This window comes from Bradyrhizobium uaiense, assembly GCF_010811875.1.
GTDB classification, from domain to species: Bacteria; Pseudomonadota; Alphaproteobacteria; order Rhizobiales; family Xanthobacteraceae; genus Bradyrhizobium; species Bradyrhizobium uaiense.
In genome coordinates this window covers 1-25,832 of sequence record NZ_VKHP01000012.1, presented here as the reverse complement: position 1 = coordinate 25,832, position 25,832 = coordinate 1, and the positions used below count along the sequence as shown (strand labels likewise).

Annotated in this window: 15 protein-coding genes and 2 pseudogenes; 5 read left to right on the top strand and 12 right to left on the bottom strand. The window is 59.9% G+C overall.

Translation table 11 applies throughout. The features are described from left to right. Positions 1–553: 553 nt before the first annotated feature. The gene (locus FNJ47_RS05340; protein WP_163151341.1) at positions 554–10,762 is read right to left on the bottom strand and encodes a beta strand repeat-containing protein; all 10,209 of its coding nucleotides are present in this window, start codon (positions 10,760–10,762) and stop codon (positions 554–556) included. Positions 10,763–11,724: 962 nt separating this feature from the next. On the opposite strand from FNJ47_RS05340, the pseudogene FNJ47_RS54625 reads away from it, so the two are divergent. Together FNJ47_RS54625 and FNJ47_RS53160 are read left to right on the top strand one after the other, a co-directional pair. Beyond that, positions 11,725–11,865, top strand: a pseudogene (locus FNJ47_RS54625) (SOS response-associated peptidase); the annotation flags it as partial. 655 nt (positions 11,866–12,520) lie between these two features. Next, positions 12,521–12,649: a hypothetical protein gene (locus FNJ47_RS53160; RefSeq protein WP_283811198.1), complete on the top strand. Its 129-nt coding sequence runs from the start codon at positions 12,521–12,523 to the stop codon at positions 12,647–12,649. 30 nt (positions 12,650–12,679) lie between these two features. Here FNJ47_RS53160 and FNJ47_RS05335 read toward each other — a convergent pair whose 3' ends face one another. The 3 genes and pseudogenes from FNJ47_RS05335 to FNJ47_RS05325 all read right to left on the bottom strand — a co-directional run. Further along, positions 12,680–13,867, bottom strand: a complete 1,188-nt coding sequence (locus FNJ47_RS05335) for an allantoate amidohydrolase (protein ID WP_163151339.1) — start codon at positions 13,865–13,867, stop codon at positions 12,680–12,682. A 250-nt stretch (positions 13,868–14,117) separates the two neighbouring features. Continuing rightward, positions 14,118–14,897, bottom strand: coding sequence for an SDR family NAD(P)-dependent oxidoreductase (locus tag FNJ47_RS05330; RefSeq protein WP_163151337.1), 780 nt, complete (start codon positions 14,895–14,897; stop codon positions 14,118–14,120). A gap of 53 nt (positions 14,898–14,950) precedes the next feature. After that, positions 14,951–15,493 (bottom strand): annotated as a pseudogene (locus FNJ47_RS05325) (oligopeptide/dipeptide ABC transporter ATP-binding protein); the annotation flags it as partial. A gap of 322 nt (positions 15,494–15,815) precedes the next feature. Here FNJ47_RS05325 and FNJ47_RS05320 point away from each other — a divergent pair. Next, a complete protein-coding gene (locus FNJ47_RS05320; RefSeq protein WP_235999467.1) occupies positions 15,816–17,795 on the top strand; it encodes an ABC transporter ATP-binding protein in 1,980 nt (659 codons plus the stop codon). 31 nt (positions 17,796–17,826) lie between these two features. Then, positions 17,827–18,831 (top strand): phospholipase D-like domain-containing protein, encoded by a 1,005-nt coding sequence (locus FNJ47_RS05315; RefSeq protein ID WP_163151335.1) that lies wholly within the window; start codon positions 17,827–17,829, stop codon positions 18,829–18,831. 611 nt (positions 18,832–19,442) lie between these two features. On the opposite strand, the gene FNJ47_RS05310 is transcribed toward FNJ47_RS05315, so the two are convergent. From FNJ47_RS05310 to FNJ47_RS05275, 8 genes are all read right to left on the bottom strand, one after another. Then, entirely contained in the window at positions 19,443–19,904 is a 462-nt protein-coding gene (locus FNJ47_RS05310; RefSeq protein WP_163151333.1) for a hypothetical protein, read from the bottom strand. Positions 19,905–19,935: 31 nt separating this feature from the next. After that, positions 19,936–21,045, bottom strand: a complete 1,110-nt coding sequence (locus tag FNJ47_RS05305) for an HlyD family secretion protein (protein WP_163151331.1) — start codon at positions 21,043–21,045, stop codon at positions 19,936–19,938. 466 nt (positions 21,046–21,511) lie between these two features. Continuing rightward, positions 21,512–22,165 carry a hypothetical protein gene (locus FNJ47_RS05300; protein ID WP_430649352.1) on the bottom strand — a complete coding sequence of 218 codons (654 nt, stop codon included), beginning with the start codon at positions 22,163–22,165 and terminating at the stop codon, positions 21,512–21,514. An 87-nt stretch (positions 22,166–22,252) separates the two neighbouring features. Continuing rightward, positions 22,253–23,002, bottom strand: a complete 750-nt coding sequence (locus tag FNJ47_RS05295) for an outer membrane protein (RefSeq protein WP_163151329.1) — start codon at positions 23,000–23,002, stop codon at positions 22,253–22,255. Positions 23,003–23,131: 129 nt separating this feature from the next. After that, positions 23,132–24,082 (bottom strand): helix-turn-helix domain-containing protein, encoded by a 951-nt coding sequence (locus FNJ47_RS05290; protein ID WP_163151327.1) that lies wholly within the window; start codon positions 24,080–24,082, stop codon positions 23,132–23,134. Positions 24,083–24,206: 124 nt separating this feature from the next. Further along, positions 24,207–24,560 carry an HdeA/HdeB family chaperone gene (locus FNJ47_RS05285; RefSeq protein ID WP_050423713.1) on the bottom strand — a complete coding sequence of 118 codons (354 nt, stop codon included), beginning with the start codon at positions 24,558–24,560 and terminating at the stop codon, positions 24,207–24,209. Between the two features lie 135 nt (positions 24,561–24,695). Continuing rightward, a complete protein-coding gene (locus FNJ47_RS05280) occupies positions 24,696–25,001 on the bottom strand; it encodes a hypothetical protein (protein WP_163151325.1) in 306 nt (101 codons plus the stop codon). After that, a complete protein-coding gene (locus tag FNJ47_RS05275; RefSeq protein WP_347341613.1) occupies positions 25,001–25,477 on the bottom strand; it encodes a DUF2092 domain-containing protein in 477 nt (158 codons plus the stop codon). The genes FNJ47_RS05280 and FNJ47_RS05275 overlap by 1 nt, the downstream gene beginning before the upstream one ends. Here FNJ47_RS05275 and FNJ47_RS51040 point away from each other — a divergent pair. After that, positions 25,457–25,832, top strand: a 376-nt coding sequence (locus FNJ47_RS51040) for a DUF2092 domain-containing protein (RefSeq protein ID WP_163151426.1), incomplete at its 3' end; no start/stop codon positions are given. The two genes, FNJ47_RS05275 and FNJ47_RS51040, sit on opposite strands and share 21 nt — an antisense overlap.

The following is a 25,832-nucleotide window of genomic DNA, read 5'->3' as shown; positions in this document are numbered from 1 at the left end:
GCGCGAATGGGTAACGGAATCTGAGCGCGGAACTACGATAAACAATCGGTGTTTGCGCGAAACTTTTTACGACTTGTCAGTGTTGCCGGTTGGTTACCGTGTGCGGACAATTGAATCTTGTTTGTGCGAACGGCCCTTGAATGCAGCGAAGACAAATTCGTCAGACAACGGCGCTATTCGTACGATGGAAGCGCCTGGTTACTGCTGCAGCGCGCAGCGACACATAGCCGTTAGTAATCCGGATACCAACGCGATCCCACGATAGCCGCGCGGCACGCAACACGAGCGCTCGCCAACGGGCGCCCGGCAAACAACATCCTCAACGAAAAACTAACAAGGCGAATATTCGCATTCAGGCATTGTTAGGCTCGTTGGAGATTTTGAGGCTGACGCAGCGTTCGCAAGCCGGGCGCGGCACGGATCGCCATCCTGAACGAGCTGCGAGAGTTCATGGCGCCGCAACGTGATGCGCCGATATCATGGTGAAGGTGTCATTACGAAAGAGAACCCCGCCTGCCTGGTGGCAGACGGGGCGCTTGATCGGGGCAGATGGTTAGGTGTTCGAGTTCACGTGCGAGTTCACATGGAACTGCTGCCACGTACTCCACATCGTGCCGTCGAAGGCACGAACCCACATCAGGTCGGTTTCGGCCTGCGCCGCACCGACGATGCTGACATGGCTGAGATCGGCCGCGGCCACGTCGATGGCGGCGTTCGCCGCCTGCGGCGCCCCGTCGATCGAGAAGTGGGCCTGGTTCGCCTGGGTCGTCGAAGCCCAGAACTGGTACTTGACGATCTGGTCGCCGTGGTCGGGATCGGTGGCAGTGAACGCCGCACTGGCCGCGACCGACTGGTTGATCCCCACGCCCGTGGTCCCCTGACTGTTGAGCGTGACGTCGGGCGCATGATCGACCGGTGCAACGACATGGAAGCTCGTCCATTTGCCCCAGGTCTGGCCGTCAAACGCGCGCGCCCACAGCAGATCCGACCCCGAGCCGCTTACATACGACACGGAGGACAGGTCGGAGGCGGTCACGTCGAGCGCCTGTCCCTTGGGCAGTATCTGGCCATGGAAGTCGAAATGGCCGCTCACATCGTTGACGCCTGTTTGGCCCGCGGAGTTCGAACTGTCGTCCCAGAGCTGATAGCGTGTGATCTGGTCACCGTCCGGATCGCGTGCCTGGAACAGCAGGTTCGCGGCAGTCGACACGTTGTGACTCGCCACATGGGTGTCTGTCGCGGTCACGATCGGCGCTTGGTTGCCGACGCTGTTGTTGTTCGTCGACTCGTTCACCGTGATCTGCTTCCAGTCGCTCCAGTCGGTACCGTCGGACGCACGGACCCAAACGACATCGTTGGCATTCGCGGTGCCCTTGAAGAACGAGATGTCAGAGAGGTGGTTTGCCGCAACCGTGATCGCAGCACCGGCATCCTGCCTGACACCGTTGACGCTGAAATAGCCGCTGCCGTCAGCCGATGTACCAGCGGCGGGCTTGTTTTCCCAGAACTGATACTGCGTGATGGCGTCGCCATCGGCGTCCGTCACCGACGTTGGCAGGTTGAACAACGCCGCCGCCGAGACCGACGTGGTCTGTGCCGAAATCGGAACGGTGGTGCTGGACAGCGATACGACCGGAGCGTGATTGACGCTGTTGACGTGGAACTCGGTCCAGGCACCCCACTGCAGGCCGTCAAAAGCGCGAACCCACAGATCGTCCGACGAGACGTTGCCGGTCTGGAAGTAAGTGTGAGCCACGTCCGACGCATTGATCGTGAAGGTCAGATTCCCGGCCTGGTCGACGCCGTTGACGACGAAATAGCCGTTGGTCGCCGACGTCGTCCCATCCCAGAGCTGGTACTTGGCAATCGTATTGTTTCCATCGGCGTCGGTGCCGGTGAACAGCGCGCTTGCGGCGATCTGCGAATTCTTCGCAGCGCTCAGGACGCTGGTTGCGGTGACCACCGGAGCTGCGTCCGGGACACCGGTGACCGTGAACTCCTTCCAGGTCCCCCACTTGAAACCGTCATAGGCCTGCGCCCAAAGGATGTCGGTTCCGGTTGTCGAGTGGAATTGCAGGTTTGCGACGTCACTGACATTTACCTCGATCGCAACGCCTTCCGCTTCGCGAACGCCATTGAGAGTGAAATATCCGCTGTTGTCGGTCGCCGGATTGTCGTCGGCCGTCCCCAGCGCATTATGATCGTCCCAGAAGCGATAGCGGACAACCGGATTGGTACCGCTGACGCCGGTAACAAGATCTGACACCTGGAAGACCTGTCCTCGCGTCGTCGCCGTCTGGTTCGCGACCGTCACCTGCGGCGCAACCTCTCCCGCCGGTGCGTTGGCATGCGCCGACGAGTTAGCGTGGAACTGGACCCACTGGCCATAGGTCTGTCCGTCGGAAGCCCGGACCCACAGAGTGTCGCTGGTTGAACCGCCCGTGAATGACACGTGCGACAGGTCTGTCACGTCGATCGCGACACCCGCCGCCTGGCGAATACCGTCGATGGTGAAGTAGCCCGTGGGCGCGCCGGTCGACGACTGGCCCTCCCATAGCTGGTAGCTCACGATCGGGTCGGAATCCGCGTCGGTCGCGTGGATCTTTGCAGCAATCGCAATCGTCTGGTCCTGGATGATTGTGAAGCTGTCCGCCGTGACCGTCGGGGCGATATCCGGTGCATTCGGATCGATCTGGATCGTCATGACCGCCGACGACGCACTGGTATGGCCCTGCAAGTCGACGGACGCGGCCGTGAAGCTGTGGAAGCCGTTCGCAAGGATTGCCGTCGTGAACGCCCAGTGACCCGATCCGTCTGCAACGATGGTGCCGATCTGAGTCGAATTGTCAAACAGCATCACCTTGGAATTCGGGTCAGCCGTTCCGGTGAACTGCAGCGACTTCGCCGCGGTGATGTTGTCGCCCTTGATGCCGGTGTCATTGCCGAAGCTGGAAATGACCGGTGCGTTGGGGCTGTGGTTGACGCCGTCGATGGTGACGACGAGGTTCGCCGCGTTGCTGCCGGCGCCGTGGTTGTCGACATTGGTGTAGCTGAAGGTATCGGTCAGCGTCTGCCCTGCCGCCAGCGCCTGGATCGCCACGAGGTTGTTGTTCAACGCGTAGGAGTAAGTGCCGTCGGCATTGATATGCAACGTACCGTAGGTTCCGACGACATCGTTTCCAGTCGTCGAGTTGACCGCGGCCCCATTGATGGTCGCAACCGTGTGGGTATCGTGAGCGTTGACGTCGGTGTCGTTCGCCAGCACGTTGCCGGTGACCGCGCTTGCGCCGGCGTTGATCGTCGCTGCGTCATTCACCGCCACCGGCGCCTCGTTGACACCGATGACGGTGACGACGAGATGGGCCGGATTGCTGGTGGCGCCGTGGCTGTCGATATCGGTATAGGTGAATGTATCGGTCGCCGTTTCACCCTGCGAGAGCGCCTGCACAGCTGCTAGGCCATTGTTTAGCGTGTAGCTGTAGCTACCGTCGGCGTTCAAGTGCAGCGTACCGTACAGGCCGACCACGTCCTGCCCGACATTGCCGGCCGATCCGTTCACACTCCCGACCGTAATAAGATCGCCGTCGATGTCACTGTCGTTGTGCAGGACGTTGCGCACGACCGGATTGGGCAGGAAGGTGGTGTCGGTGTTCACCTCCACAAACGCGTTGTCATCCACCGCGACCGGCGGCTGATTGACGCCGTTGACGTTGAAGATGACGCTGGTGGTGGACGTCTTGCCGTAGGCGTCGGTCACCGTATAGCTGAACGCATCGGTCGCGTGATTGCCCACTCCCAGCGCCTGCGCCGCTGCATTGTTTGCGAGGTAGCTGAAGGTGCCGTCGGCGTTGAGCGTCAACGTTCCATAGACGCCGGCAACCGCCTGACCGACATTGTTCGTGTTGCCATTAACGGCGGTCACATGGAGGGTGTTCTGCGGATGATTGGCATCCGCATCATTGGCAAGGACATTGTCGCCCGCTCCTACGGCGACCCCCTCCGGCGTGCTGTACGTGTCAGCCACCGCCGTCGGCCCCTGATCGAGCACGCCCGCGAGCGTGAAAGTGCCGTCCGAAAAGTGGAAGCTCGGCGTCGCATTGTTCGGAATGTTCAGGGTATCGAAGCCGTCGGGCGCGCCGGGGCGACCATCGGAGACATAGACAACGCCGTTCGGAGCCTGGACGATGACGTAGTCGGAGCGCTTGCCGCTGTACTCGACCGTGTCATTCGGGCCGAGATAGATCGTATCGTTGCCGGCACCGCCGGTAACGTCGTCGCCACCTCCTGGCGAGCCATAGATGATGTCGTTACCCGCACCGCCCACCAGCACATCGTTCGAGCCGTGGCCAATGAGAATATCGTTGTTCGCCGATCCGGTGATGTGATCGCCGCCGTTCGCGCTGCCCTCAATGTAGAAGCCCTGTCCGGGGTTGGCGGCCGCGCCGTTCGAGAGCACGTTGTGGGTGGCGTTGGCGTCAAAGGTGACCGGCGTCAGCAGGTTCTTGAAGTTGAACTCGTTGTCGACGCCGATTCCGAACGTATTGTAGGTGATGCTGGTGACATTGCTGACGTCCGAGCCGACGCCGACCGACACGCCCGACCCGGCATGGTCGAACGCGTTGCCGGTGATCTGCACCGTCGCAGAGAAGTTGTCGGCATTGATCGCCGAACGCACGTTGCTGAAAGTATTGCCCGCGATGAACGTGTTGCCGGTACCGCCGTTGGAATAGATGCCCGAACGGTAATCGTCGCCGGCGTAGGAATACGGATTGTTGCCGGTGATCAGGTTGTTCGCGATCGTGATCGCCTGACCCGTGCCTACGTTGGCGATCTCGATGCCGCGATGGGTCGGCTGATTGGCGCTGCCCTCGAAAGTGTTCGGGTTGAACCCGGCGGGCAACGTGCTGGGATCGCGCACGAAGATCGAGTTCTCGATCACGTGGCCCGTCGCCGACGACGCCTGCTGCAACACCGTCAGCGAAACGAACTGATCGCCGCTGCTGAGCGAGGTCAACGGCTGGTTGTCAAGGAACTCGAGGCCGTCGAGCGTCACCTGCAAAGTGGTGTTGATCGTCGACTGTCCCGTGATGATGGTTTCGGCCCCGCTATGGCCGCTGCCGGCAACACCATGGTTGGCGCCCGCGATCGTGACGCCCTTGTCGATGTTGAGGTTCTCATTGTAGGTGCCCGCACCCACGATGATGATGTCACCGTTAGACGCGGCATCAATCGCCGCCTGAATGGTAGCATAACCGCCGCCGCCGACCAGCAGGATGTGGTGGCCCGAACCGTCGACAACCTGCGCGATACCGGTCAACTGATCGGTGCCTTCGTGGGGCGTCGTGAGCGTCCATACGCCGGTGGTGGTGTTCAGCGAAAAGTTCGAGGCGTTGAAGATCTCGGTGTAGGTGACGATGTCGCCGCCATGGCCGACGATGATATCGGAACCGGTGGTTCCGATGATGTGATCGCCGCCTGCGGCGCTGCCCTCGATATAGAAGCCCTGGCCCGCGGTGGCCGCGGCCGTCGACAGATGGTTGCCGGTACCGCCGACATCAAAGGTGACGGGCGTCGTCACATTCTTGAAGTTGAATTCGTTGTCGACGCCGACCCCGAACATGTTGTTGGTGATGCTGGTGACATGGCTGACGTCGGAGCCGACACCGACCGACACGCCCGTCCCCGAATGGTCGAACGAGTTGCCGCCGATCTTCACGTTCGACGAGAAGCCGTCGGCATTGATCCCCGAACGCACGTTGGTGAAGGTGTTGTTCAGGATGTTGGTCTGGCCGGCGCCGCCGTTGGAATAGATGCCCGAGCGATAGTCGTCACCGGCATAGGAATAGGGATTGTTGCCGGTGATCAGGTTGTTTTCGATCGTGATCGCCTGGCCCGCGCCGACATTGGAAATCTCGATGCCGCGATGGGTCGGCTGATGCGCGCTGCCTTCGAACGTGTTCGGGTCGAATCCGGAGGCCGAGATCGAGCTGGGATCACGCACGAAGATCGAGTTCTCGATCACGTGGCCTGTGCTCGTGGAGGCCTGCTGAAGCACCGTCAGCGAGACGAAGTGATCGTTGATGTCGAGCGAGGATAGCGGCTTGCTGTCGAGGAACTCGAGGCCATCAAGCGTTACCTGCGACGTCGTACCGATCGTCGACTGACCCGCGATGATGGTCTCGGCGCCGCTATGGCTATTGCCGGCGAGGCCATGATTGGCGCCTGCGATGGCGACGCCCTTGTTGATGTTGAGATCCTCGGTGTAGGTGCCTGCGCCCACGACGATGGTATCGCCGTCGGAAGCAGCGTTGATCGCGTCCTGGATGTGGGCATAGCCGCCGCCGCCGACCAGCAGGATGTAATGGCCCGAACCGTCGGCGATCCGCTCGACACCGCTCAAATGGTCGGTGCCTTCGGTGGTCGTCGTGAGCGTCCAGACACCGGTCGTGGTGTTGAGCGAGAAGTTCGAGGCATGCAGCGCCTCGGTGCCGCCGCCCGGAACCACCACGATCTGCCCCGTGGTGGTCGGGCTCACTGACAGCGTCTGGCCGCTGGCGCTGAGTGTGATGATCGTGGTCGACGTCGACGCCACGTTGGCGATATCGCCATGGTCGATCGAATGCTGCGCGCCCGTGATGGTGACATTGCTGATGTCGACATTGGGGCCGTGCGTATTGGCCTGGCCCGGCTCACCGATCTGGATTCCCGTCGAGGTACCGTTGATCGAGCCGTCATGAATGCTGACAGTGCCGGTGATGGTCGCCGGAGCGCCGGTATAGGAGCCCGCGTCGCGTGCCTCGACGACGATCGCGCCGCCGTTCTTGTTGCCGTCGACGCCGGGTCCGGCGCTCTGGTTGGAGGTGCCGGTATTGGTCAGCGTGAAATGGTCGATTTCGAGATTGCTGTAGCTGCCGTTCTTGAGGTTGAGGTCGATGCCGTTGCCGCCGCTGCCATTGCCGCCCCACGACGGGACGGCCCCATACTGGCCGACGTCGTTCATGGTCACGCCGGTGATATGGCCGTTCGACAGGGTCTCGACATAGATACCCTTGTTGTCGAGATGGCTGAAGTCGGTGCCGCTGATCAGCACGCCGGTGGCATTGCCCTGCCCCGACGTTGCCGGCGACGAGTAGTCCTTGTCGAAGCTGATGCCGTTGTAGCCGTCGCTGATCGAGCCCCCGGTGATGGTCAAGTTGGATATGCCGTTGGCCGCGGTCTTCTCGATCCCAATGACGGTATCGCTGATGTTCAGCCCGTTCAGCGTCGTGCCAGCGACATTCGAACCGTTGAAATTGACGCCGTGGATGAAGCCCGCGACGTTCAGACCCGAAATCGACGAGCCGTTGGCGGAGATGGTGATGCCGTCGGTCGAGGTAGCCGTGCCGTGATAGCCGGCCGCCGTCTGCAGCCAGGTGGCGAGCGAGCCGGTCACACCGTTGTCGGAATTGAAGGTGCCCTGGATGACGGCATGGCTGCCGACCGCTTCGATGGTCAGGTTCGGCTTGTTGACGTTGATGCTCTCGTTGTAGGTGCCGTCGCCGACCAGGATGATGTCGCCGGGATTGGCGGCGTTGATCGCCGCCTGGATGGTCGTGTACGAGCCGTGCGGATCGACCAGCAGATAGGTGTGGCCGCTGCCGTCAGTCCCCTTCTCGATCCCCGAAAGCTTGTCGGTGCCTCCCGCGCCCGCCGCTACCGTCCAGGTATTGGTGGCATTGTCGTAGGAGAAGTCAGCCGCCGTCAGCGTACCGGTATAGGCCACGACGTCGGCAACCGAGCTGTTGCCGGTGATGACGTCGTTGCCGGAAGTGCCGGAGATGATGAACGAACCTGTGGCCTGGTCGGCCGAGAATGCGAGATTGGTGGTGTCGTTGACAAAGGTGTTGCCGTGCTGATTGAGCGCGGTGGTGAACGTGCCTTCCTGATCCAGAGCCTGTTCCAGGTTGCTCAGCGTATTGTTGCTGGCTTCGGGCGCGTCGCTGTTGACAAAGGCAATGCCGGCGTCGCCATGACCGCCGACGCCCGTCACGGTGTTGTAGTCGACATGCACGCCAGGTGCCCCGTTGTACACGAGGATGCCGGAGCCCTGGACGGTGTCCGGCGTGTAGCCGATCTCAGAGACGCTGTTGTGGGTCACCGAGCCGCCGGCGCCGGAAATGATTTCGATGCCGTTCTGGGCGATCGATGTGCTCGGGCCTGCGCCCGTCACCGTGTTGTCGTGGACATTCACCGTCAGACCGTCACCGGACAGCTTGATGCCGTTCTTCTGGAAGTCGGAGATGTTGTTGTGATCGACTTCCAGGTTCTGGCTGGTGCCGTCGGTCACAAAGGCGGCGAGCGCATTGCCGTGCTGAATGCCATCGAGCACACCGCTAGGGCCGCCGTCGCGGACACCGGTGATGGTGCTGTTCTGGACATGCCCCGATGAATTCAGATAGGCGATGCCGTTGAAATCAGCGCCCGCGACCGCTTGTCCGCCCTGACCCTGCCCGTCGACGTGCAGGTTGTTGATCGTGACGTTGGAGTGCCCCTCGACGCCGATGACGGCGTACTTGTCGGTGCTGCCGTCGTTGAAGCTGGCGTGCAGGTTCGCCGACGCCTTCACCGTCACTGCGCCGATGCCTTCGATGGTCAGATTCTTGCCGTTGACCAGAACCTGCTCCGTGTAGGTGCCCTGGGCAATATCGATGGTATCGCCGTTAACCGCATCGTTGACAGCGGCTTGGATCGACATCCCCGGCAGCACGTAATAGTGGGTGCCGAACTTGAGGGCCGCCACGCCCGTCAGGGTGTCCGTGCCGCTCGGACCGGTGATCTGGCCTGACGCAAGGCCGTTGCTGTCGAAGGTCAGGTGCGAGAAATCATACTGGGCGGGCAAGCCGTTCAAGGCCACGGCCGAATTGGCGCCGCCGATGATGGTGTCGTTGCCGCCCGCGCCGGAGAGGATGTCGCCGGTGCCGTGGCCGACCAGTATGTCGGCCCCCGAGGTTCCGGTGATGTGATCACCACCCGTCGAGCTGCCCTCGATGTAGAGCGCCTGGGTCGGGTCGGCCGCGGCGGCCGCCGACAGATGGTTGTTGGTGGCGCCGGCATCGAAGCTGACCGGCGTCGTCAGGTTCTTGAAGTTGAACTCGTTGTCGACGTAGCCGAAGCTGTTGTTGGTGATGCTGGTGACATTGGTGACGTCGGAGCCGACGCCGACCGCCACGCCCGACCCGGCATGATCGAAGGTATTGCCATCGATCTTCACATTCGAAGAGAAATTGTCGGCATTGATCGCCGAGCGCACGTTGGTGAACGTATTGTGCGAGATATTGGTGTTGCCGGCCCCACCGTTGGAATAGATGCCCGAACGATAATCATCGCCGGCATAGGTGTAGGAGTTGGCGCCGGTGATCAGGTTGTTCTGGATCGTGATCGCCTGCCCCGCGCCCACGCTGGAAATCTCGATGCCGCGGTGGGTCGGCTGATTGGCGCTGCCCTCGAATGTGGTCGCGCCGTAGTGGGAATCCGTGATCGAGCTCGGGTCGCGCATGAAGATCGAATTCTCGATCACATGACCGCCGGTGGAATTCTGCTGCAGCACTGTCAGCGAAACAAAGTGATCGCTGGCGCTGCTGCCGGCGAGCGAGGTGATCGGCTTGTTGTCGAGGAACTCGATGCCGTCGATTGTCACCTGTTGGGTGGTGTTGATCGTCGACTGGCCGGTAATAATAGTTTCCGCACCGCGAACAGCGGCGCCGTCGGCGCCGTGATTGGCGCCCTCGATGATGACGCCCTTGTTGATGTTGAGGTTCTCATTGTAAGTGCCTGCACTCACGATGATGGTGTCGCCGGTGGATGCCGCGTCGATCGCCGCCTGAATGCTGCCATAGACGCCCGGCTTGCCCTGGATCGTCACCCCGCCATTGGAGAAGGTGTTGCCGCTGGCGATCGCGCTGGAACTGTAGGTGTTGTCAGGAAGGCCGACATACTGCGCATAGCTGCCGGTGAAATGGTTGCCCGAGACCACCACATAGTCCTCGGCGAGGCCGACAGCAGTGCCACCGGATCCAGCGAACGTGTTGCCGGTAATGTTGGCGTTCGTGGATTCCAGGCCGAGCGCGAGCCCAGAGGTGCCCTGGAAGATGTTGTTGATGAAGTCGACGTTGCTTCCCTGGGCTGCCGGGCCGAGGCTTTCGGCGCCGTTGACATAGACGAGCTGGGTGGCTGTGCCCCCGAAGATGTTCCCCTGGAAGGTGACGTTGTGCTCGCTGCCACCCGTCACAACCGCATTTCCGCCATTTGCGGTGATGGTGAGGTTGGTGATGTCCGTCGTATCGTTGTTGCCGACCAAATAGAGGCCGAATGTCTGCGAGCCGGGAGCCGCGTTCAGCACGAAGTTGGTCGGCGTGTCGCCGGTAATCGTAGCACTCGCACCCTGATCGACTGTAATCGCGCCCTGATAGCCGCCCTGGCTATTAACGGTGACTTGGTTGCCAGCAAGGTTTTCGACCGTGATGTTGCTGTGGCCGGCGGAAATATGGACGTTCTCGCCATAGACACCGGCGGAAATGACCACCGTCTCGCCGGCCGACGCGTTGTCGACTGCCGACTGGATGCTTTGGTAGCCGCCTGCATTGTGCTGGTCGACGAGGAGGTAGGTTTGCGTCCCTATCGTAACCTGGTCGGCCGTGAGAACGGTATCGATCCCGTTGTCGGTGGCGATCCACTGGGTGCCGTTGAAACTCAGGGTTGTGGTCGCGCTGAAAGCCGTTGTCATCGTGGTACTCCAAAAATGAAATCAAAGAAGATCGTGCCAAATCGCAAACTCACGCGTCGCGTGGGGATCCGGCGTTGTGATGAAGTTGAGGGGAAAGAACGTCTGGTGTGGATGAGATCGGACTAGTCAGCGCGCTCGCCGCAGTCCTCAATGATGATGTGCGAAGCGATCCAGAACCAACATTTTGGCCGGGCCTGCGCCAAATGGCACTGCTCCGATCGAGGTCTGGATTGTGAAAAGAGTAGGAGAAAGTCGTAACCGAGTCCCAAATCGCTCTGGTAGTCCTACGCCACCATACAACCAAAACATGTACATTGCTCCCCGCGCACGACTGCCGTGCGCGCCTGACGCTACGCATTCCTAAATCTGCCCAACCGCCCTTCTGACGAGGCGGCTTCCTGCGCGGGTTAAGATTCCAGTAATCATGTTCGGATGCAATAAGTCACGGAAAGTTAAGGCTAATATGAAGCCGAGCCTGTGAAGTCTGAGGTAAGCGGTTGTATTTGCACACAAACTCCCCGCCGCCGGCCCGCCTTAATTCAGAGCAATTAACCCTAATTGATGAGAAATATTTAGAGAGGAAATGTCACGTTGCGGACGAAAACGCCTTCGCGTCCTCCGAAATTGACCCAAATGCAAACGAGCGGCGTCGCACCTCGCCCATTGCAGCCGGCCGAAAAGGACCGCCCCTCGGACTGTCCGTTTCGATTCACCGGTCCATGCCAGAGTTCGGCATTGTGGGGATTCACGTTTGACGAAGAAGCAACTCACTCGCGACACGGCGGAGATATTTCGAGTGTTGCGAACATTTCGCTCGATCAAAAGATCGCGCAGCGCGGCGGCATGTTGTCGAGGCGACGGCCGAAAGCCGTACAGCCGACCAGCCACTCGACGACAACGCCGGAAAGCTTCATGCTTGAGTGATGTGTGATCTCGACAGCATCACGACCAACTAGGCGGCGATCCTCAACTTATTTGGGGTGGTCAACCGGTACGTTGGCAATCACACCCCTATGCCAGGCGTCTTCCCTGATTAACCTGCTCCCGTGGTTCGCAACGCTGGTCATATGCGCGAGATGGAGTTGATGCGCTGGGGCGTGCCGCCGCCACCGCCGCGGACAGGCGGACCGCCGGTGACCAACATGCGCGATACGTCATTGGTGCAGCTGGTTAAAGCCGGAAAAACCGGTGTTTGGTGCCCTTCAACAGCTTTGCCAAATACGTGCCAGAACCGAACCATGCGACGAAGAAACTGGACGTCGTCTGGTTCGCGTTCAAATATCGGCCAAGCCTATCTCACTGGTGCGATTGCTTATGGCTGGCAGGACACGACGACCGAGCGGACGGTCACTGCTGCAGGCATCCAGACCGGCCAGAAACTCGTTGGTCTAGACGCAGAACGGATCGGAATTCGTCCCCGGCGCAGCACAATCTGCCGTCGGCGTCGACAAGTGGGCGACGCTCTAGGGAAACAAGCCCCTGGTTCCCTTGGCGTCGCGAACACGCTGCACACCGATCGATAGCGCGGCATTCCTGTTCGAGATATCGAACACAGGGCCTTGATAGATCGTTGAATGGGTCATCGATGATCTCCTCGGGCGCCGAAGCAACTCCACCTCGATCAATACAACGCCCGGGAAGTCGGAACTGCCGAACATCGCGAGAATTCGGCAGAGCCTTTTTCGAAATTGCGGTCGAACGGCAAGCGCTGCCGCGCGAATGCGCGAAGATCGCCCGACGGCAATCGGGAGCGGCGACATGTCCAACTCTGTACAAATCCAAGCGTTTCGCGATCTCATCGGCCAGGCGGGCGTGGTCGGCGATCCGGAGCGGATCGCCACCTACACGACGGATCACCGCCAAGTCACCGTGGCAACTCTGCCGTAATCATTTGCTCAAGCACCGCCGAAAGCCAAGTCATCCCCTCTCGAGGTCTTCCTGCGACGTCCATTCATCGGGATGGTGGCATAGGCCCGCCCGGCTCGGCACCGTCAGCATGACGGTTGGACAAACGGCGGTCATCATGATCGCGTCGTGGCCTCCCAACGTGTCAACTGCCACGGCCTCTTCTCCGTTGCATTTCGCAACCTCGAAAGCCAATTGACTCAGTCCTTCATGGAATTTTCCCGGTTCTCGCAAATCATCTCGCGCAATTGCGTACTTGACTCGGGCCGTCGTCGCCGCGAACGACGCGCACGCGAGCAGATGATCATAAGATCGTTTGATGACCTCCGGATCCAACGACCGAAGCTCGACACAGGCGGTTGCGCCGCACGGAACGACATTGGGTGAATTTGGGACCACTTCGAGTTTGGCGACTGACGTGTGCAGACTTCCGATCTCCGCACTGTCACCAAGCGCGCGCATCGCAACGATCACCTGCGCCGCCGCGTAGAGCGCGTCTTGACGCGCCCGCATTGGCGTGGGGCCGGTGTGGGCCGTCTTGCCTTCGAACGTAAGGTCAACCTTGTGGGCGCCCCACCACCGGGTAAAGACACCAAGTGACTTTTTGCGAACTTCGAGCTGCGAGCCGCATTCAACGTGCAGTTCGACATATGCCACCGGCAGCTTGGGGGCGGTGTCCGTCCCAAGAAAGCCAATACCAGCTAGCGCCTCGCGCGCACTGATCCCCTGCATGTCCTTGCCGTCGAGCGCAGATTGAAGCGTCCTGGCGCCGGTGTAGACTCTCGATCCCATAAGTGGTCGAAAACGAGCGCCTTCTTCACCCATCCAGGCGACGACGCCCAGATTGGCTGAGCTTGCCTTGGATTGTTTGGCTAGCCGGTCGCGAACGGCGGCTGCAGCGTCCAAGCCTGCAATCACGCCGTATGCGCCGTCGAAGCATCCACCACGCGGCTGGCTATCAATGTGCGAGCCGGTCAATACAAGTGGGGCGCTCTCTCCAGCCAAGTTAAGTAGTCCAAAGATATTGCCGATTTCATCGACAGATACGTTAAACCCCAACTCTTTCATCCATCGAACAAGCTGCCGACGCGCCTCTCCATTCGCTTGGCTTCCTTCGACACGGTCTACGCCACCGTCACCAGTAGATCCAATACGCGAGAAGTGTGCAAAGCGATCCAAGAACGTCTCAGCATAACCCACGGCATCCACCTTTCTCAGACGGGCTCAGCGACAGGCGTAAAAATCCTCGCAACGCGGCTCCGTAAATGCAGCCCCGCCGCCGTGAGACGGCGGGGCTGTGGCCGCGAGCGTGCGCCGCGGCCAAGTCTAGGGAGGAGCGGCAACGGCAGCACCCACGATCGATGCTCGCTGTCGCCTAGTCACCGTTCGACCACTTTGAAAGCCGAACGGATTTCGTCGTGACGCCTGATCGAAGTCGTGCGCGATGCGCCTAGCCGGCGGTGTTGCCGCCATCAATGGTCAAAACCGAGCCGTTGCAATACGACGCTTCATCGGACGCCAGGTACAGGCATCCGTTTGCAATCTCCAACGCCGTTCCGGGGCGCAGCATCGGAGAAAGGGATTTGGCGACCTGAGGATCGTCGAACATGTGCATCACGTCCTGGATCATGTCAGTCGCGGTCCAACCAGGAGCAACGCAATTGGCGCGAATGCCTTGTGCGGCCCAAGCCATGCAGAGTGAGCGCGTCAGGTTTTCGACACCAGCTTTGGTGGCGCAATAGGTGTGGCCGTCTGCCAGCCCCTTGACGGCCAGAATGCTGGAGATGTTGATAATCGATCCGCCACCGGTGGCCAGCATTTTTGGAATTGCCAGCTTGCACATATAAAATATCGAGTCCAAGTTGATGGCCATGACTTCGCGCCATTTGTCCACGGGCGTATCAACCACGTTGGCCATCGAGCCTGCGCTGACTTTCGCCCAGCTGTAGCCAACGCCTGCGCTGTTGAGCAACACGTCAACGCGTCCATGCACCTTGAACGCGGCGTCGAACGCCTCACTGGCACCTTCCCAGGTTGAAACGTCCCCGCCAACGATATGACATTTCAGCCCCTTGTCCTGGAGCTGCGCTTTGGTCTGTTCGAGTTTTTCATAGGTTCTGCCTATGCCCACGACAAGCGCGCCTTCCTCTGCAAAGCGCTCCATGCTGGCGCGGCCGATCCCCGCACCAGCACCGGTGATGATGGCTACTTTCCCCTCTAAACGGCTCATGGTCTCTCCGATCATTCAACGGATTGATGCTGACAGCGGATGGAATGCTGAAACTACGCCGCCACGGTCGTTTCTTCTTGATCAAGCAGGTGACAGGCAGCGAGCCTTCCAGGTTTGTGCTCGCGCAGCAGAGGCGTCTCGATCCGGCAGCGCGCAAATGCGTGCGGGCACCGCGACGCGAAACTGCAACCCGGCGGAATGTCGATCGGGCTCGGCGGCTCCCCGTCAAGCAGGCACTCCTCCGGCTTGTACGGATTGGCGTCCAGCGTCGGCACAGCGGACAACAGCGCCCGGGTATAGGGATGCGCGGGATCGTAGAACGTTCCGCTGGTATCGGCGACCTCGACCATCTTGCCGAGATACATGACGGCGATGCGCGTGCACACGCGCCGGACCATGGCGAGATCGTGCGAGATGTAGAGATATGTCAGTCCGTGCTTGACCTGCAATTGCTCGAAAAGGGCCAGCAGACGCGACTGCTCCACGGGGTCGACCGCCGAAAGTGTCTCATCGAGGATCACCAGGCGCGGCTCGAGCACCAGCGCGCGCGCGATGTTCACGCGCTGGCGCTGTCCGGCGCTCATGCCCACGGGCAGCGAACTCCGGCGGAGAGAGTGCCGGTCAACTCCTGTTGAAAGATAGAGTATTTTTTTACCTTCTTAGGGCTGTGGCCAAAACGGGCGCTTCGCCTTCAACCCTTTCATAGAGTCCATTGTGGCTCCAAGTGTTGGCCCGATATTTCAATTCCCGTCGGCGGTGGACAGCAGGGCCGGTGATGTTTGCCCTCCGAAGGCAAATGTCACACGTTAGAATCGTGTCGGGCGCGCCATTCAGAACAAAACAGCGAACTCATATACCATTGAACTTTCAATATAATCGACGCTACCGCCATTAGCGCGCAGCTAAGCGCGGCTGGTGATGTCCCAGTCGCAGCAGAAGCTTTTGCTGATGCCCTGGTTTGTCTGTTTTTGCATAGCGGCGCAGGTTCGTTACGCACATGATCGCACGACGCTGGAGGTCGTGGCCGACATGTTGTTGAAGACGATTGCCGCCGTCGTTTCGAGCGCCACCGTGGCGCTCAAAAAGCCGCACGAAGGAAAAGGGCTCACTTCGATGGTTCTGGGGTTGCTCAGGCCGTATCGAGGCTGGCTACTCATCGTTTTCGCCGCCATGCTGATTGAGATTGCGATGAGCCTGGCGGCCCCCTGGCCGCTAAAGCTGGTCCTCGATGACGCGCTGGGACGGCACCGAATGCCGGACTGGCTGGCTTGGGCGCACGATTATGGGTTCGGACAACACACCGCAGGCGTTGCGCTGTTTGCTGGCATCGCAACCCTGCTGATCGCCGTCGTCGGCGCAGTCGCGGCTTATATCGACAACTACTACACCACCAGTGTCGGCCAATGGGTTGCCAACGATTTACGCGTACAGATCTACACGCATCTGCATCGGCTATCGCTGCGCTACTATGACAATGCCAAGACCGGGACCCTGATGTCTACCATCACCAGCGACGTCTCGACCATCCAGGATTTCGCATCGTCCGCGACACTCGATATCCTCGTCGATCTCATCACCATCCTGTTTATGCTGGGATTGATGTTCTACCTGGACTGGGACTTCACGCTGATCGCTGTCGCGCTCGTGCCCTTTCTGCTGGTGTTTCTGTTTCACTTCAAGAAGGCTGTGAAAGAGGTGACGCGAACCGTGCGCGCCCGGCAGAGCGAGATTGTTGCAGTTGTGCAGCAAGGAATCGGATCGGTTCGTGCAGTAAAGGCATTTGGCCGGCAGGACCTTGAGATAGCGCACCTGGAATCCGCAAGCCACGCCACGGTGGAAGCGGCGCTGAAGGCGCGCAAGATCAAATCCTTGATGTCACCGACGGTGAACATTGTTGTTGCGATCTGCACCGGCATTGTCCTTTGGAGGGGGACGTCGCTGATCGTTGCGGGTGCCCTGACAGCCGGAGCATTGACGGTTTACCTCGCGTACTTGGCCAAATTCTTCAAACCCGTAAAAGATCTGGCGAGCATGACCAGCACGATCGCACAGACGACCGTTGCGCTGGAGCGCATTCAAACGATTTTGTCGGCCGACGATGTCATCAACGACCCTGTGGACGGCGTCGATCCTGGACGGGTCAAGGGGGCCATCAGCTTCGATAAGGTGGCCTTCGGATATGACGACGTCCCGATACTACGAGAAGTGAGCTTCGAGATAGAGCCCGGTCAGGTCGTAGGCCTTGTCGGACCCACCGGCTCTGGCAAATCAACTGTACTTAGTCTGCTGCCACGGTTCTACGAGGCGAGCAGCGGGCGGGTGCTGATTGATGGCCTGGACGTTTCTTCATATAGGCTCGCGACCCTGCGCTCGCAGGTCGGATTCGTGCTTCAGGAAACAGTGCTGTTTCGCGGAACGATCCGCGAGAACATCGCCTACGGTTGCCCAGGTGCCACCGAGGAACAGATCATCGCCGCGGCAAAAGTCGCCAACGCTCACGATTTCATCAGCGCCATGCCGCATGGCTACGATTCGATGGTCGGCGAGCGGGGCGACACATTGTCGGGCGGCCAGCGGCAACGTATAGGCATCGCCCGCGCCGTTGTGCGCAACAGCCCGATCATGATTCTCGATGAGCCCACCGCCGCGCTCGACACAGAATCGGAACACCTCGTCATCGACGCATTGCGTCGGCTGATGAAGGGGCGCACGGTCGTCATGATAGCCCATCGCCTCAGCACGATTGCCAACGCCGACAAGATCGTCGTGCTGAAGGATGGCGTTGTGGTTGAACAGGGCTCGAACGACGCGTTGCTCGCCCTGGGCGGGGTGTACGCCGAACTTCATCGCATTCAATACGACACTTCGAACCAGGCTTCTGCGAAAGCCGTCTCGTGATTGCAGCGTTTCGGCCCGGAGATTCATGAACATGTCGCACAGCCTCATCGTGCTTCCCGACGATACCGTCAACTCGATTCTCGATCCGATCAATGCGGCCAAGCGCTCGCTCAACATCCGCATGTTCCTGTTCACCGACCCGACGCTGCTGAAAGCGGTGATCGCGGCCAGGCAGCGTGGCCTTAACGTTCGTGTCATGCTCAATCCGGCCCGCCGCGACGGCAATAGCGAGAACGAAATCGCGCGCGAGCAGTTGACTGCCGGCGGTGTCGAGGTTCGATACAGCAGTCCTGATTTTGCCGTTACTCACCAGAAATCAATGGTGGTCGACGACGAGCTTGGCTTCATCGAATCTTTGAATTGGGAAACACGCGACCTGACCGAAACACGGGATTACGCGGTTGTCACGACCAAGAAGATCGAGGTTTCGGAGATGGTGAGGTGCTTCGACGCCGATTGGATGCACCAGAAGTTCGATCCCAGTGCGAGATCGGGGCTGATCTGGTGCCCGAACAACGGGCGCGAACGTATTGCGCGCTTCATCGATTCCGCCAAGGAGACGCTCTGGATCCAGAACGAGCGCTATCAAGATACGGTGATCATCGAACGCCTGGTCCGCGCCATTGAGCGTGGTGTCCGAGTTCACATCATGGCACGCCCGTCGCATAAATTGAAGAAGAACAAACTCGTCGAAGGAATCGGTGGCCTTCGGATCATGCATGACGTGGGAGCTAAGATCCACACGCTGAAGCACCTGAAGTTGCATGGCAAGATGCTGCTCGCCGATGAGGAGCGGGCGATCGTCGGGTCGATCAACCTCACACCGGGCAGCTTCGACGATAGGCGTGAGCTTGCCGTCGAAACTGATGCCCATCATGTTGTCAAACGACTGGTCGAGACCACTCGACACGACTGGAAGCATTCAAAAAAGCTTGATCTTTCCGATGCGGGCATTCTTGCGGACTTCGAAAAGCACGGCACCAAGGGGGCTGATTTGCTTGCCCTCGACCCCTCGCAAAAACACGAGAACGACTAATTGGCTGAGTCGGTCGATAATCAAGAACAAGAGCCCTCTATCTGGCAATGATCTCCTGCATCGCTGGTGCCTGCGAGAAACGGGACTGCTGCACATGTTTGCATTGCGCACCGACGGAGTTGCGAACGAACCATCGCACCTGCGAGAGAGGACAGCCACGGACTCGTCATTTGGCATCTCGGCTCGTCGTCGAGTGGACGCCACGGCGCTGGTCGGCGCCGATACGGCAAGTCGGAATTTTCCGTTAAGCGTTTGAGACCGGCTCCCGTCGAATGCCTTTCTATGTTCGACTATCATTTCCCGAACGGCCGGGAACGGATGACGGCAGAACATTCAACCTATCCCGTGTGCCAGGCATGCTACTGCGATCGCCTCGACGATGCGCTGGTCGGGACTGGCGTAACCACTCCGATCGACCTGTGCATGCGCCAATTGGATAATCGCAAGGCTCGACGACGCCACAACGACGGTCATTTGCCGCCCGGTCCCAGTTCCTCCTGTTCGCCCGGAACGGTTAGAGTTGGTTTTGTGCTCGGAAGCTCGTGTCCAACGAAGTGACAGCATAGCGCGGTGACTACAATTGAAAGTATCCATTGATTCATCCGAGCGGCTTAAAAGTCCGGACCAAACACATCGTTATTGAACTCGGCCGAGGCCTCGTCGTTGTCCATGCTGTTGATCAGGTTCTGCTCGGGATCCGTAAAGCCACCTGCTGAAAGCGCATCTGCCGGCAATGCGCCAAAGCTGGCGCGATATTTGTTCATCGCGGCCACGCTGCCGACATACGCACAGGTGCATCCGGTGGGATCGGCGTAGACATAGTAGGGCCGCCCGCCCTTTTGCCGTAGCTGGAATTGATTGGGCGGAAACGACATCAGTCGTTTCAGCATCTCCGGCGCGGTGGCGGCGATGGGATTGAAACCCGATGATATCAGCAATTGGCCCGTCGATTGCTGAGCGTAGACGCGGGCGCCCGAATATACCTCGGTGAGAAGAACGACCGAGACGATGGTGGCAGCGGCGCATGCAGATCGAAGACTCATTTTCTCCTCCGGGATGCCTGAGTGGACCACCGATTCGAGCCGGGAGTGAAACGGAAGGCGTCTATAGATATGCCGTGTACGAACCGATCCATACCAGGATCGACATGAGCAAGCCGATGACGCCGGCGTTGTCCGCGAACACGGTGGCGGTGCCGGGCATGCCGAGCCTGAGCTGACTGCGGTCGATGGTTTTCGGTATGGAAATGGCGGCCGGATAGACCTTGGCGCCGCCGATCGAGCCGACGCGCGCCAGCGAACCCGAGACCGCGATCTGGCCCTGGCCTACGCCTTGCGGAATGGCCGCGACCGTCGCTTCATGGATGCGGCCGGGGTCGTCGTCGAAAACCAGCTTGACGCGCGCGCCGGGCTTGATGGTCTTGAATCCGTTGGGGGCGAACATGCCTGCGATTAGGATATCGTCCGTGACGACGAACGACATCACCGATCGCGCCGGCATCGCGCGGTCTCCAGCGGCCAGGGCCATGATCGTAACGACGCCGTCGCCGACAGCACGGATCGTCGTTTGCTCGAGCTCCCATTTGGCCTGGTCAAGCTGGGCCTGGATCTGCGCGACGGTCGTGTTGACCCCGCCGATCTCCGACTCCATCGCCAATTGCGCACTCAGTTGCGCGGCCTTGGCCGCCTGTAGCTGGAATTCGACCGTGTCGTATTGCACCTGGACGTCTTGCAGACGAAACTCGGTCTGCGCCTGCTCGCTGGTGAGCTTGCGGTAATCGGAAAGCCGCTGGGCGTGAAAGGCAAGTTGCTTGGTCAGCCCGTCGACATTTGCAGTCGCCTGCTCGTAACTGGCCGTCAATTGCTTGACCTGCTGGCGCGCCTGGGCGAGCGAGGCTTCAAGTTGGTTGACCTTGTACTGGAACGGCGCCGGATCGATGCGGAACAGCACGGCGCCGGCTTTCACCGGTTCGTTAGGCTTGACCGGAATGTCGATCACCTCGCCGGACACATTCGGCGTGACCTCCATGACGCGGGAAATCACGACAAAGCTTCCCGACGGGGTGAGGTAATTGAACATCGCGAGGAACGCCGCGAGAATGAAGGCGCCGAACAGTCCTGCGACGGTGCCGGACGCCCACCCCCATCGCACCAACTTGATCCTGAAGAAGACGAGCCACACCAGGATCAAGTACAGCGTCAGGATGATGAGCACGATTGAATTCCTCTAGCTGGCGCGTACCGGATTGGCCACTAACAAGCCCGGTAGCACGGCAGCATCGGCCAAATGCTTGCATCCACGACTGTCGCCTCGCATCTAGCGGACCCAGATCCGATCTCTATGAGAGGCGCTTGAAGCCGGGAGACTTCGACGTCTCCTCACCAGCCTTCAGAATCGATGGCGGCGTGGTTACTCCCTTTCCGTGGTGGACGGGCCTGACACGCTAAGCGTCTTCCCGTCCGCTAGCCAAGCTACCGAAAATGCGGCGAACCGCTATGCAGATTCGGCAAGCCACGGCTTCCGGCCGCGGAGCAATCGCCTGCAGTGGCGTTCAATCTATTGCCTGGGCTCGGCCTTCAAACCCGTAGTCCGCGCGTCAGATAGATCCAGCGCGGGCATCAGACCGAAACTGGCCCGGCCCCGGCGCAAGAACGCCGGGGCCAAGTTACGCGCAGTTCCGTTAGTAGCATGGAGGATAAGGATAGTACCCGCAAACGGGTGGCCGATAATACGGGCCGTACGCGTAAGCTGCTGCGGCACCGGCCGCGGCGGCGGCTCCAGCATAATACGCACCCCGATAGGCCGTGCGTCGCGCAACGCCCGCGAATGAAAGCGGCGTAAAGGGAAGGCCGATGATGTCGATGAAGACAGAAGCAGGGCCATCGGCGCCCTTGATGTCACCTTCGAGAACATCGACGTCGAAGGTAAGGTTGTCGCCTTCGAGCTTGGGATTTTTCAAGGTAACAACAACATCGCGCACGGTGTTGCCGTCCTTCTGGAATACGGACACCGTGGCGTTAGGCGGATTCTTTGCAAAATTGTCGCTGCCGGCTCCCCAATCTTCAACGATATGACTGGTCAGGTCATGGCCAGCCGAGCGAACCGGCCGATCCGCAAATATGATCGAATTTGGCGCAATGCCTGTGAGAACTAGTTTGCCGGGCTGCAGGTTCGCGCCCCTGGAGTTGAAGACGATCAGCGATGGAACGACCTGGGGTTTGCTGGCCCCGATCGTCTTTAGCGGTGCATGGGGCGCAGTATCCTGCGCTAGGGCCATGTTTGCGACCGTCAGAGCACCGAGAAAAGCAACTGCACGCAGCGTATTCGACAACATGATTCAACTCCAAAGTCAGGGATAATCCGGCCGAGGCATGATGGGAAAGAATGGAGGCCGGCCGAACCGGCCGGCCACCTTTCTTCATTAGTAACCACCGAACTTGTAGTTGAGGCGAACTGCGAGAAGATTCGCGTCCGTCTTGGTGTTGGTGGTGATCGACGCGATGGGCGCCAATGACGGCGTCGAGAAAGTGTTGCTCTCGTTCACCCGCCACAGATAGTCGTACTCGATGCCGGCGGTCCAATTCGGAGAGAAGCCGTACTCGAAGCCGACACCCACGACGCCACCCCAGCGGGTCCGGTTCGCAAAAGCAAGGCCCGTGCCGGTCACGCTGTTAAGGATGGCAAAGTCCTGGCTACCAACCGCGCCGCCGCCCTTGACGTAGAACAAGGCCTCGTTGACTGCATAGCCAATTTGAGCCGTGAAGAGACCCAGGCCGGCGAGGGTCGACTTGTAAGTGAGGGCCGGATCCTGCGCACTGATGCGCGTGTTGCGGATGTTGGCCCAGTCGCCCTGCGCTTCAAGACCGTACACCAATTGTCCGGCCTGCCAGCGATAGCCAATCTGGCCGCCGACGATGCCGCCACCCTTGCTATTGCAGCCTTCGGCGAAGACGCCGCCAATTCCATTGATGGCGGTGAGATCGACACACTGATTGCTCCAGCCATACCCGGCGTTCGCGCCGAGATAGAAGCCGGACCAATTATACATCATCGGCGCCGGGATCGGAGCCGCCTTGTAGACTGGCCGCTGCGGAAGGTCCGCGGCCTTTGCAATACCGGTGAACGCAACGGACATCACCGCCGCCGTGGCAAGCAAACCAACTTTTTTCATAACCTGACAACCTCATCGAAGGTGGAGAACACACGAGCCATGTGCCATCGACCTTCGCTCGGTGGGTATGCAGAAACTGTCATAGCCGACCAATTCACTGTGGTGTTGCACCAAAACACCACTCCAAACTCACCGCGATTTGTCAGGCTTCAATGCGCTAGATCGACGATGTGCCTCGGATGGCAACTCGCCGAACAGCCACCGGTAGCGGCCGGCAAACCTGCCGAACTCGGTGACGCCGTGGGCTACCAGGATATCGACGAGCCTGCCGGCCGAACCCATGTGACGGATCTCATGGTAAACCAGATTTAACTGCCGCAGCTTCAGATAGTGCTTTGGCGAGAAGCCGAGATAGCGCTCGAAAGCGCGCAGCAAGGTTCGGTACTCCACCTTGGTAGCTTTTACGATATCCTTGATATGGATGATGCTTTCCGGATTTTTCCTCACGAACTCGAGGGCCTCCAGAACGATACGCTCGGACCCGACCGTGTATTTGTTGGGCAGCAGGACTTCGCTTGCGCGATTGTCCCAGACGTAAGCAAGTTCATCCATCAAGGCGAGCTCCGTCTCCCAGGCGATCACCGGCCGGTCGGCCGGAGCAGAATCGGAGATAGAGCGCAGAGCCTGCCCCGATGCTTCGATCAGTCGCGATGCGATTTGCTCTGGCAGCCGGACGAGATGCTTGGCCGTCTTCGGCGGAGCCTGGCTCGTGACCGCGGGAAGGATCTTCGTTGCAATACTCTCTTCCCGCGGCAGCGACCACGCTACCCATTCGACATGACCGGAACGAACAAAGGTGAAGTGACAACCCGGAGGCAAAATGACCAGGTCCGACGCTTGGCACCGCGCGCCATCGAGCAGGACGCGATCGTCGAAGTTGGACGACTGGATGATCAGGGTCGTAAAATTCGGGTCGGTGACGCCATGGACGATTCCCGGGCCGCCGTCCGCGCCGAATTGAAGAACCGCGCGACGCAATGCGAGATACTTCACGCCCCACCGGTGCGAGGACGGAGCGGACTTTAGAAATGTCACCCTCGCGCCCCGAATGGCGTCGGTGTATTCCCCGAAATCGTTCAATTCTAAAATACTCCGCCCGTCAGAGCGGCAGTTCAAGCGAAGAAGATAGGCGGAAAGTATGCTGCTTCGGCAAAACTGCACGAGCGGATCGGGTCCGCAGATGACCGATCCGCTCGCGGACGATCTACTTCATCTGAATGCCCATCAGCTCCCGCTCGGCTTTGAACACCACAGCAATGGCATCGATGATGCGCTTTTCGGGATTGGCCTTGCAGTAGACGATCACCTCGTGCTCCGCGATCTTGCCCTTACGCAGGTCGAGGAAATGCTTCTTGGCAAGGCCATTGTACCACCCGCTGTACCAGGCCGTTAGCGCATCGGCGTCTTCCTGATAGGTCCCTGCGAGTTGCGCGCAGGTCAGCGTCTGGACGTCGATGAATCCATTCGCATCAACATAAGACGACAGCGGCACCTGGGCTCTGGCTGACGTCATGGCGACAACGAGCAGCGTAGCGGAAAGCAGCAATCTCAAACGCATTGGGACTCCATTTGTAAGTGAATCAGAGGTGGAGAGATCTCCGGCGATCGAATTGCGAAACGCCGTCGGCTCGACGGGCATCCGAACTGAAACCGTCGGCTCGAATGCGCGATCAGCACCGCGCAGACGCCTGGATCAGGGGCAGCGCATATAAATGCGGCCATAGGCGTCGACCGCTTGGACGCATGCAGGTGCAACAACAACCGGCGCGGCCACGGCGGCCGCCCCCGCAGCGACGGCGCCTGCCGTCATAGCTCGCGCCGTCGTGCGTCTCGCAACGCCGGCGTAACTCATGGGCGTCAAGGGCCGGCCGATGATCGCATGGGCCTGGGTGACAAAGGAGCCGGGTTCAACCAGCGCCTTGTCGCTCGCGAACAGGCCAACAATCACGACGGCCGCGACTCCTGCGAACTGCAGGGACTTGGTGATGGAAGATGTCATTACTTTCCTCCCTGTTGTGATCCTGGCGGGACTTCGTCGATGTTCGCAAGAGAGCCGAAAGCCACCTGCTTCGCTTCAGCCGCAGGCTTGAAGGCGAAGGCGTCGGCCGGCTGCTGCATGTTCGTCTTCCAGTCTTTAATCCTCAGGGTGTATTGAGGCGCTCCGGTCACCGACTTGCTGGTGATGACAAACTTGCGGGGGATGGGATTGGCCCCGGCTTCGATCCATATCTGCCAGTCGGTGTCATGCGAGCGGAAGGCGAGATGCTCGCACTCGACCCCGTCGATGACACCACGGCCAACATGTTTGGCATCATATACGCCCGACATCAGGTCATCGAACGACCGCGACAACAGCAAGTCAGCACCCGGCGCCTCGACGCCGAACTCGGAACGCATCTTGTCGATCAGTTGGTCCACGCTGCCGGAAAAATCTGCCTGGGCGTAGGCGCCGATATGCTTTCCGAGGACCGTCACCTTCTTGCCGTCGAAGACAATCTCGACGTCTGCGTAGCCTCCCGTCCGGCTGGCGCGCAGGCACAGGGCGATGACGCCTCGCTCATCCTCAAAAAGATGTCCGCCTATATCGGCGGTCAGTCGACCATCCAGGCGGCGTACGATTCGGATATCGAAGTGATCACGAACGATCTGCAAAAGATTCAGTTTGCGAGTTCGGGGCAGGTAATGCTCAGCCGTCCCGACAAGCTGCGCGCCAGCCGGACGGGAGGCTACGCAGACGTCGAGATTGTCTTCGACGGCAAGAAGGTGACGGTCCTCGGAAAGCATATCGGCGCCTACGCCCAGGCAGATTTTTCCGGCAGCGTGGACCAAC

Coding starts and splice junctions, on each gene's coding strand:
- FNJ47_RS05340 (WP_163151341.1), bottom strand. CDS start 10,762: ATGACAACGGCTTTCAGCGCGACCACAACCCTGAGTTTCAACGGCACC.
- FNJ47_RS53160 (WP_283811198.1), top strand. CDS start 12,521: ATGTCCAACTCTGTACAAATCCAAGCGTTTCGCGATCTCATCGGCCAG.
- FNJ47_RS05330 (WP_163151337.1), bottom strand. CDS start 14,897: ATGAGCCGTTTAGAGGGGAAAGTAGCCATCATCACCGGTGCTGGTGCG.
- FNJ47_RS05320 (WP_235999467.1), top strand. CDS start 15,816: ATGTCCCAGTCGCAGCAGAAGCTTTTGCTGATGCCCTGGTTTGTCTGT.
- FNJ47_RS05315 (WP_163151335.1), top strand. CDS start 17,827: ATGTCGCACAGCCTCATCGTGCTTCCCGACGATACCGTCAACTCGATT.
- FNJ47_RS05300 (WP_430649352.1), bottom strand. CDS start 22,165: ATGTTGTCGAATACGCTGCGTGCAGTTGCTTTTCTCGGTGCTCTGACG.
- FNJ47_RS05295 (WP_163151329.1), bottom strand. CDS start 23,002: ATGAAAAAAGTTGGTTTGCTTGCCACGGCGGCGGTGATGTCCGTTGCG.
- FNJ47_RS05285 (WP_050423713.1), bottom strand. CDS start 24,560: ATGCGTTTGAGATTGCTGCTTTCCGCTACGCTGCTCGTTGTCGCCATG.
- FNJ47_RS05280 (WP_163151325.1), bottom strand. CDS start 25,001: ATGACATCTTCCATCACCAAGTCCCTGCAGTTCGCAGGAGTCGCGGCC.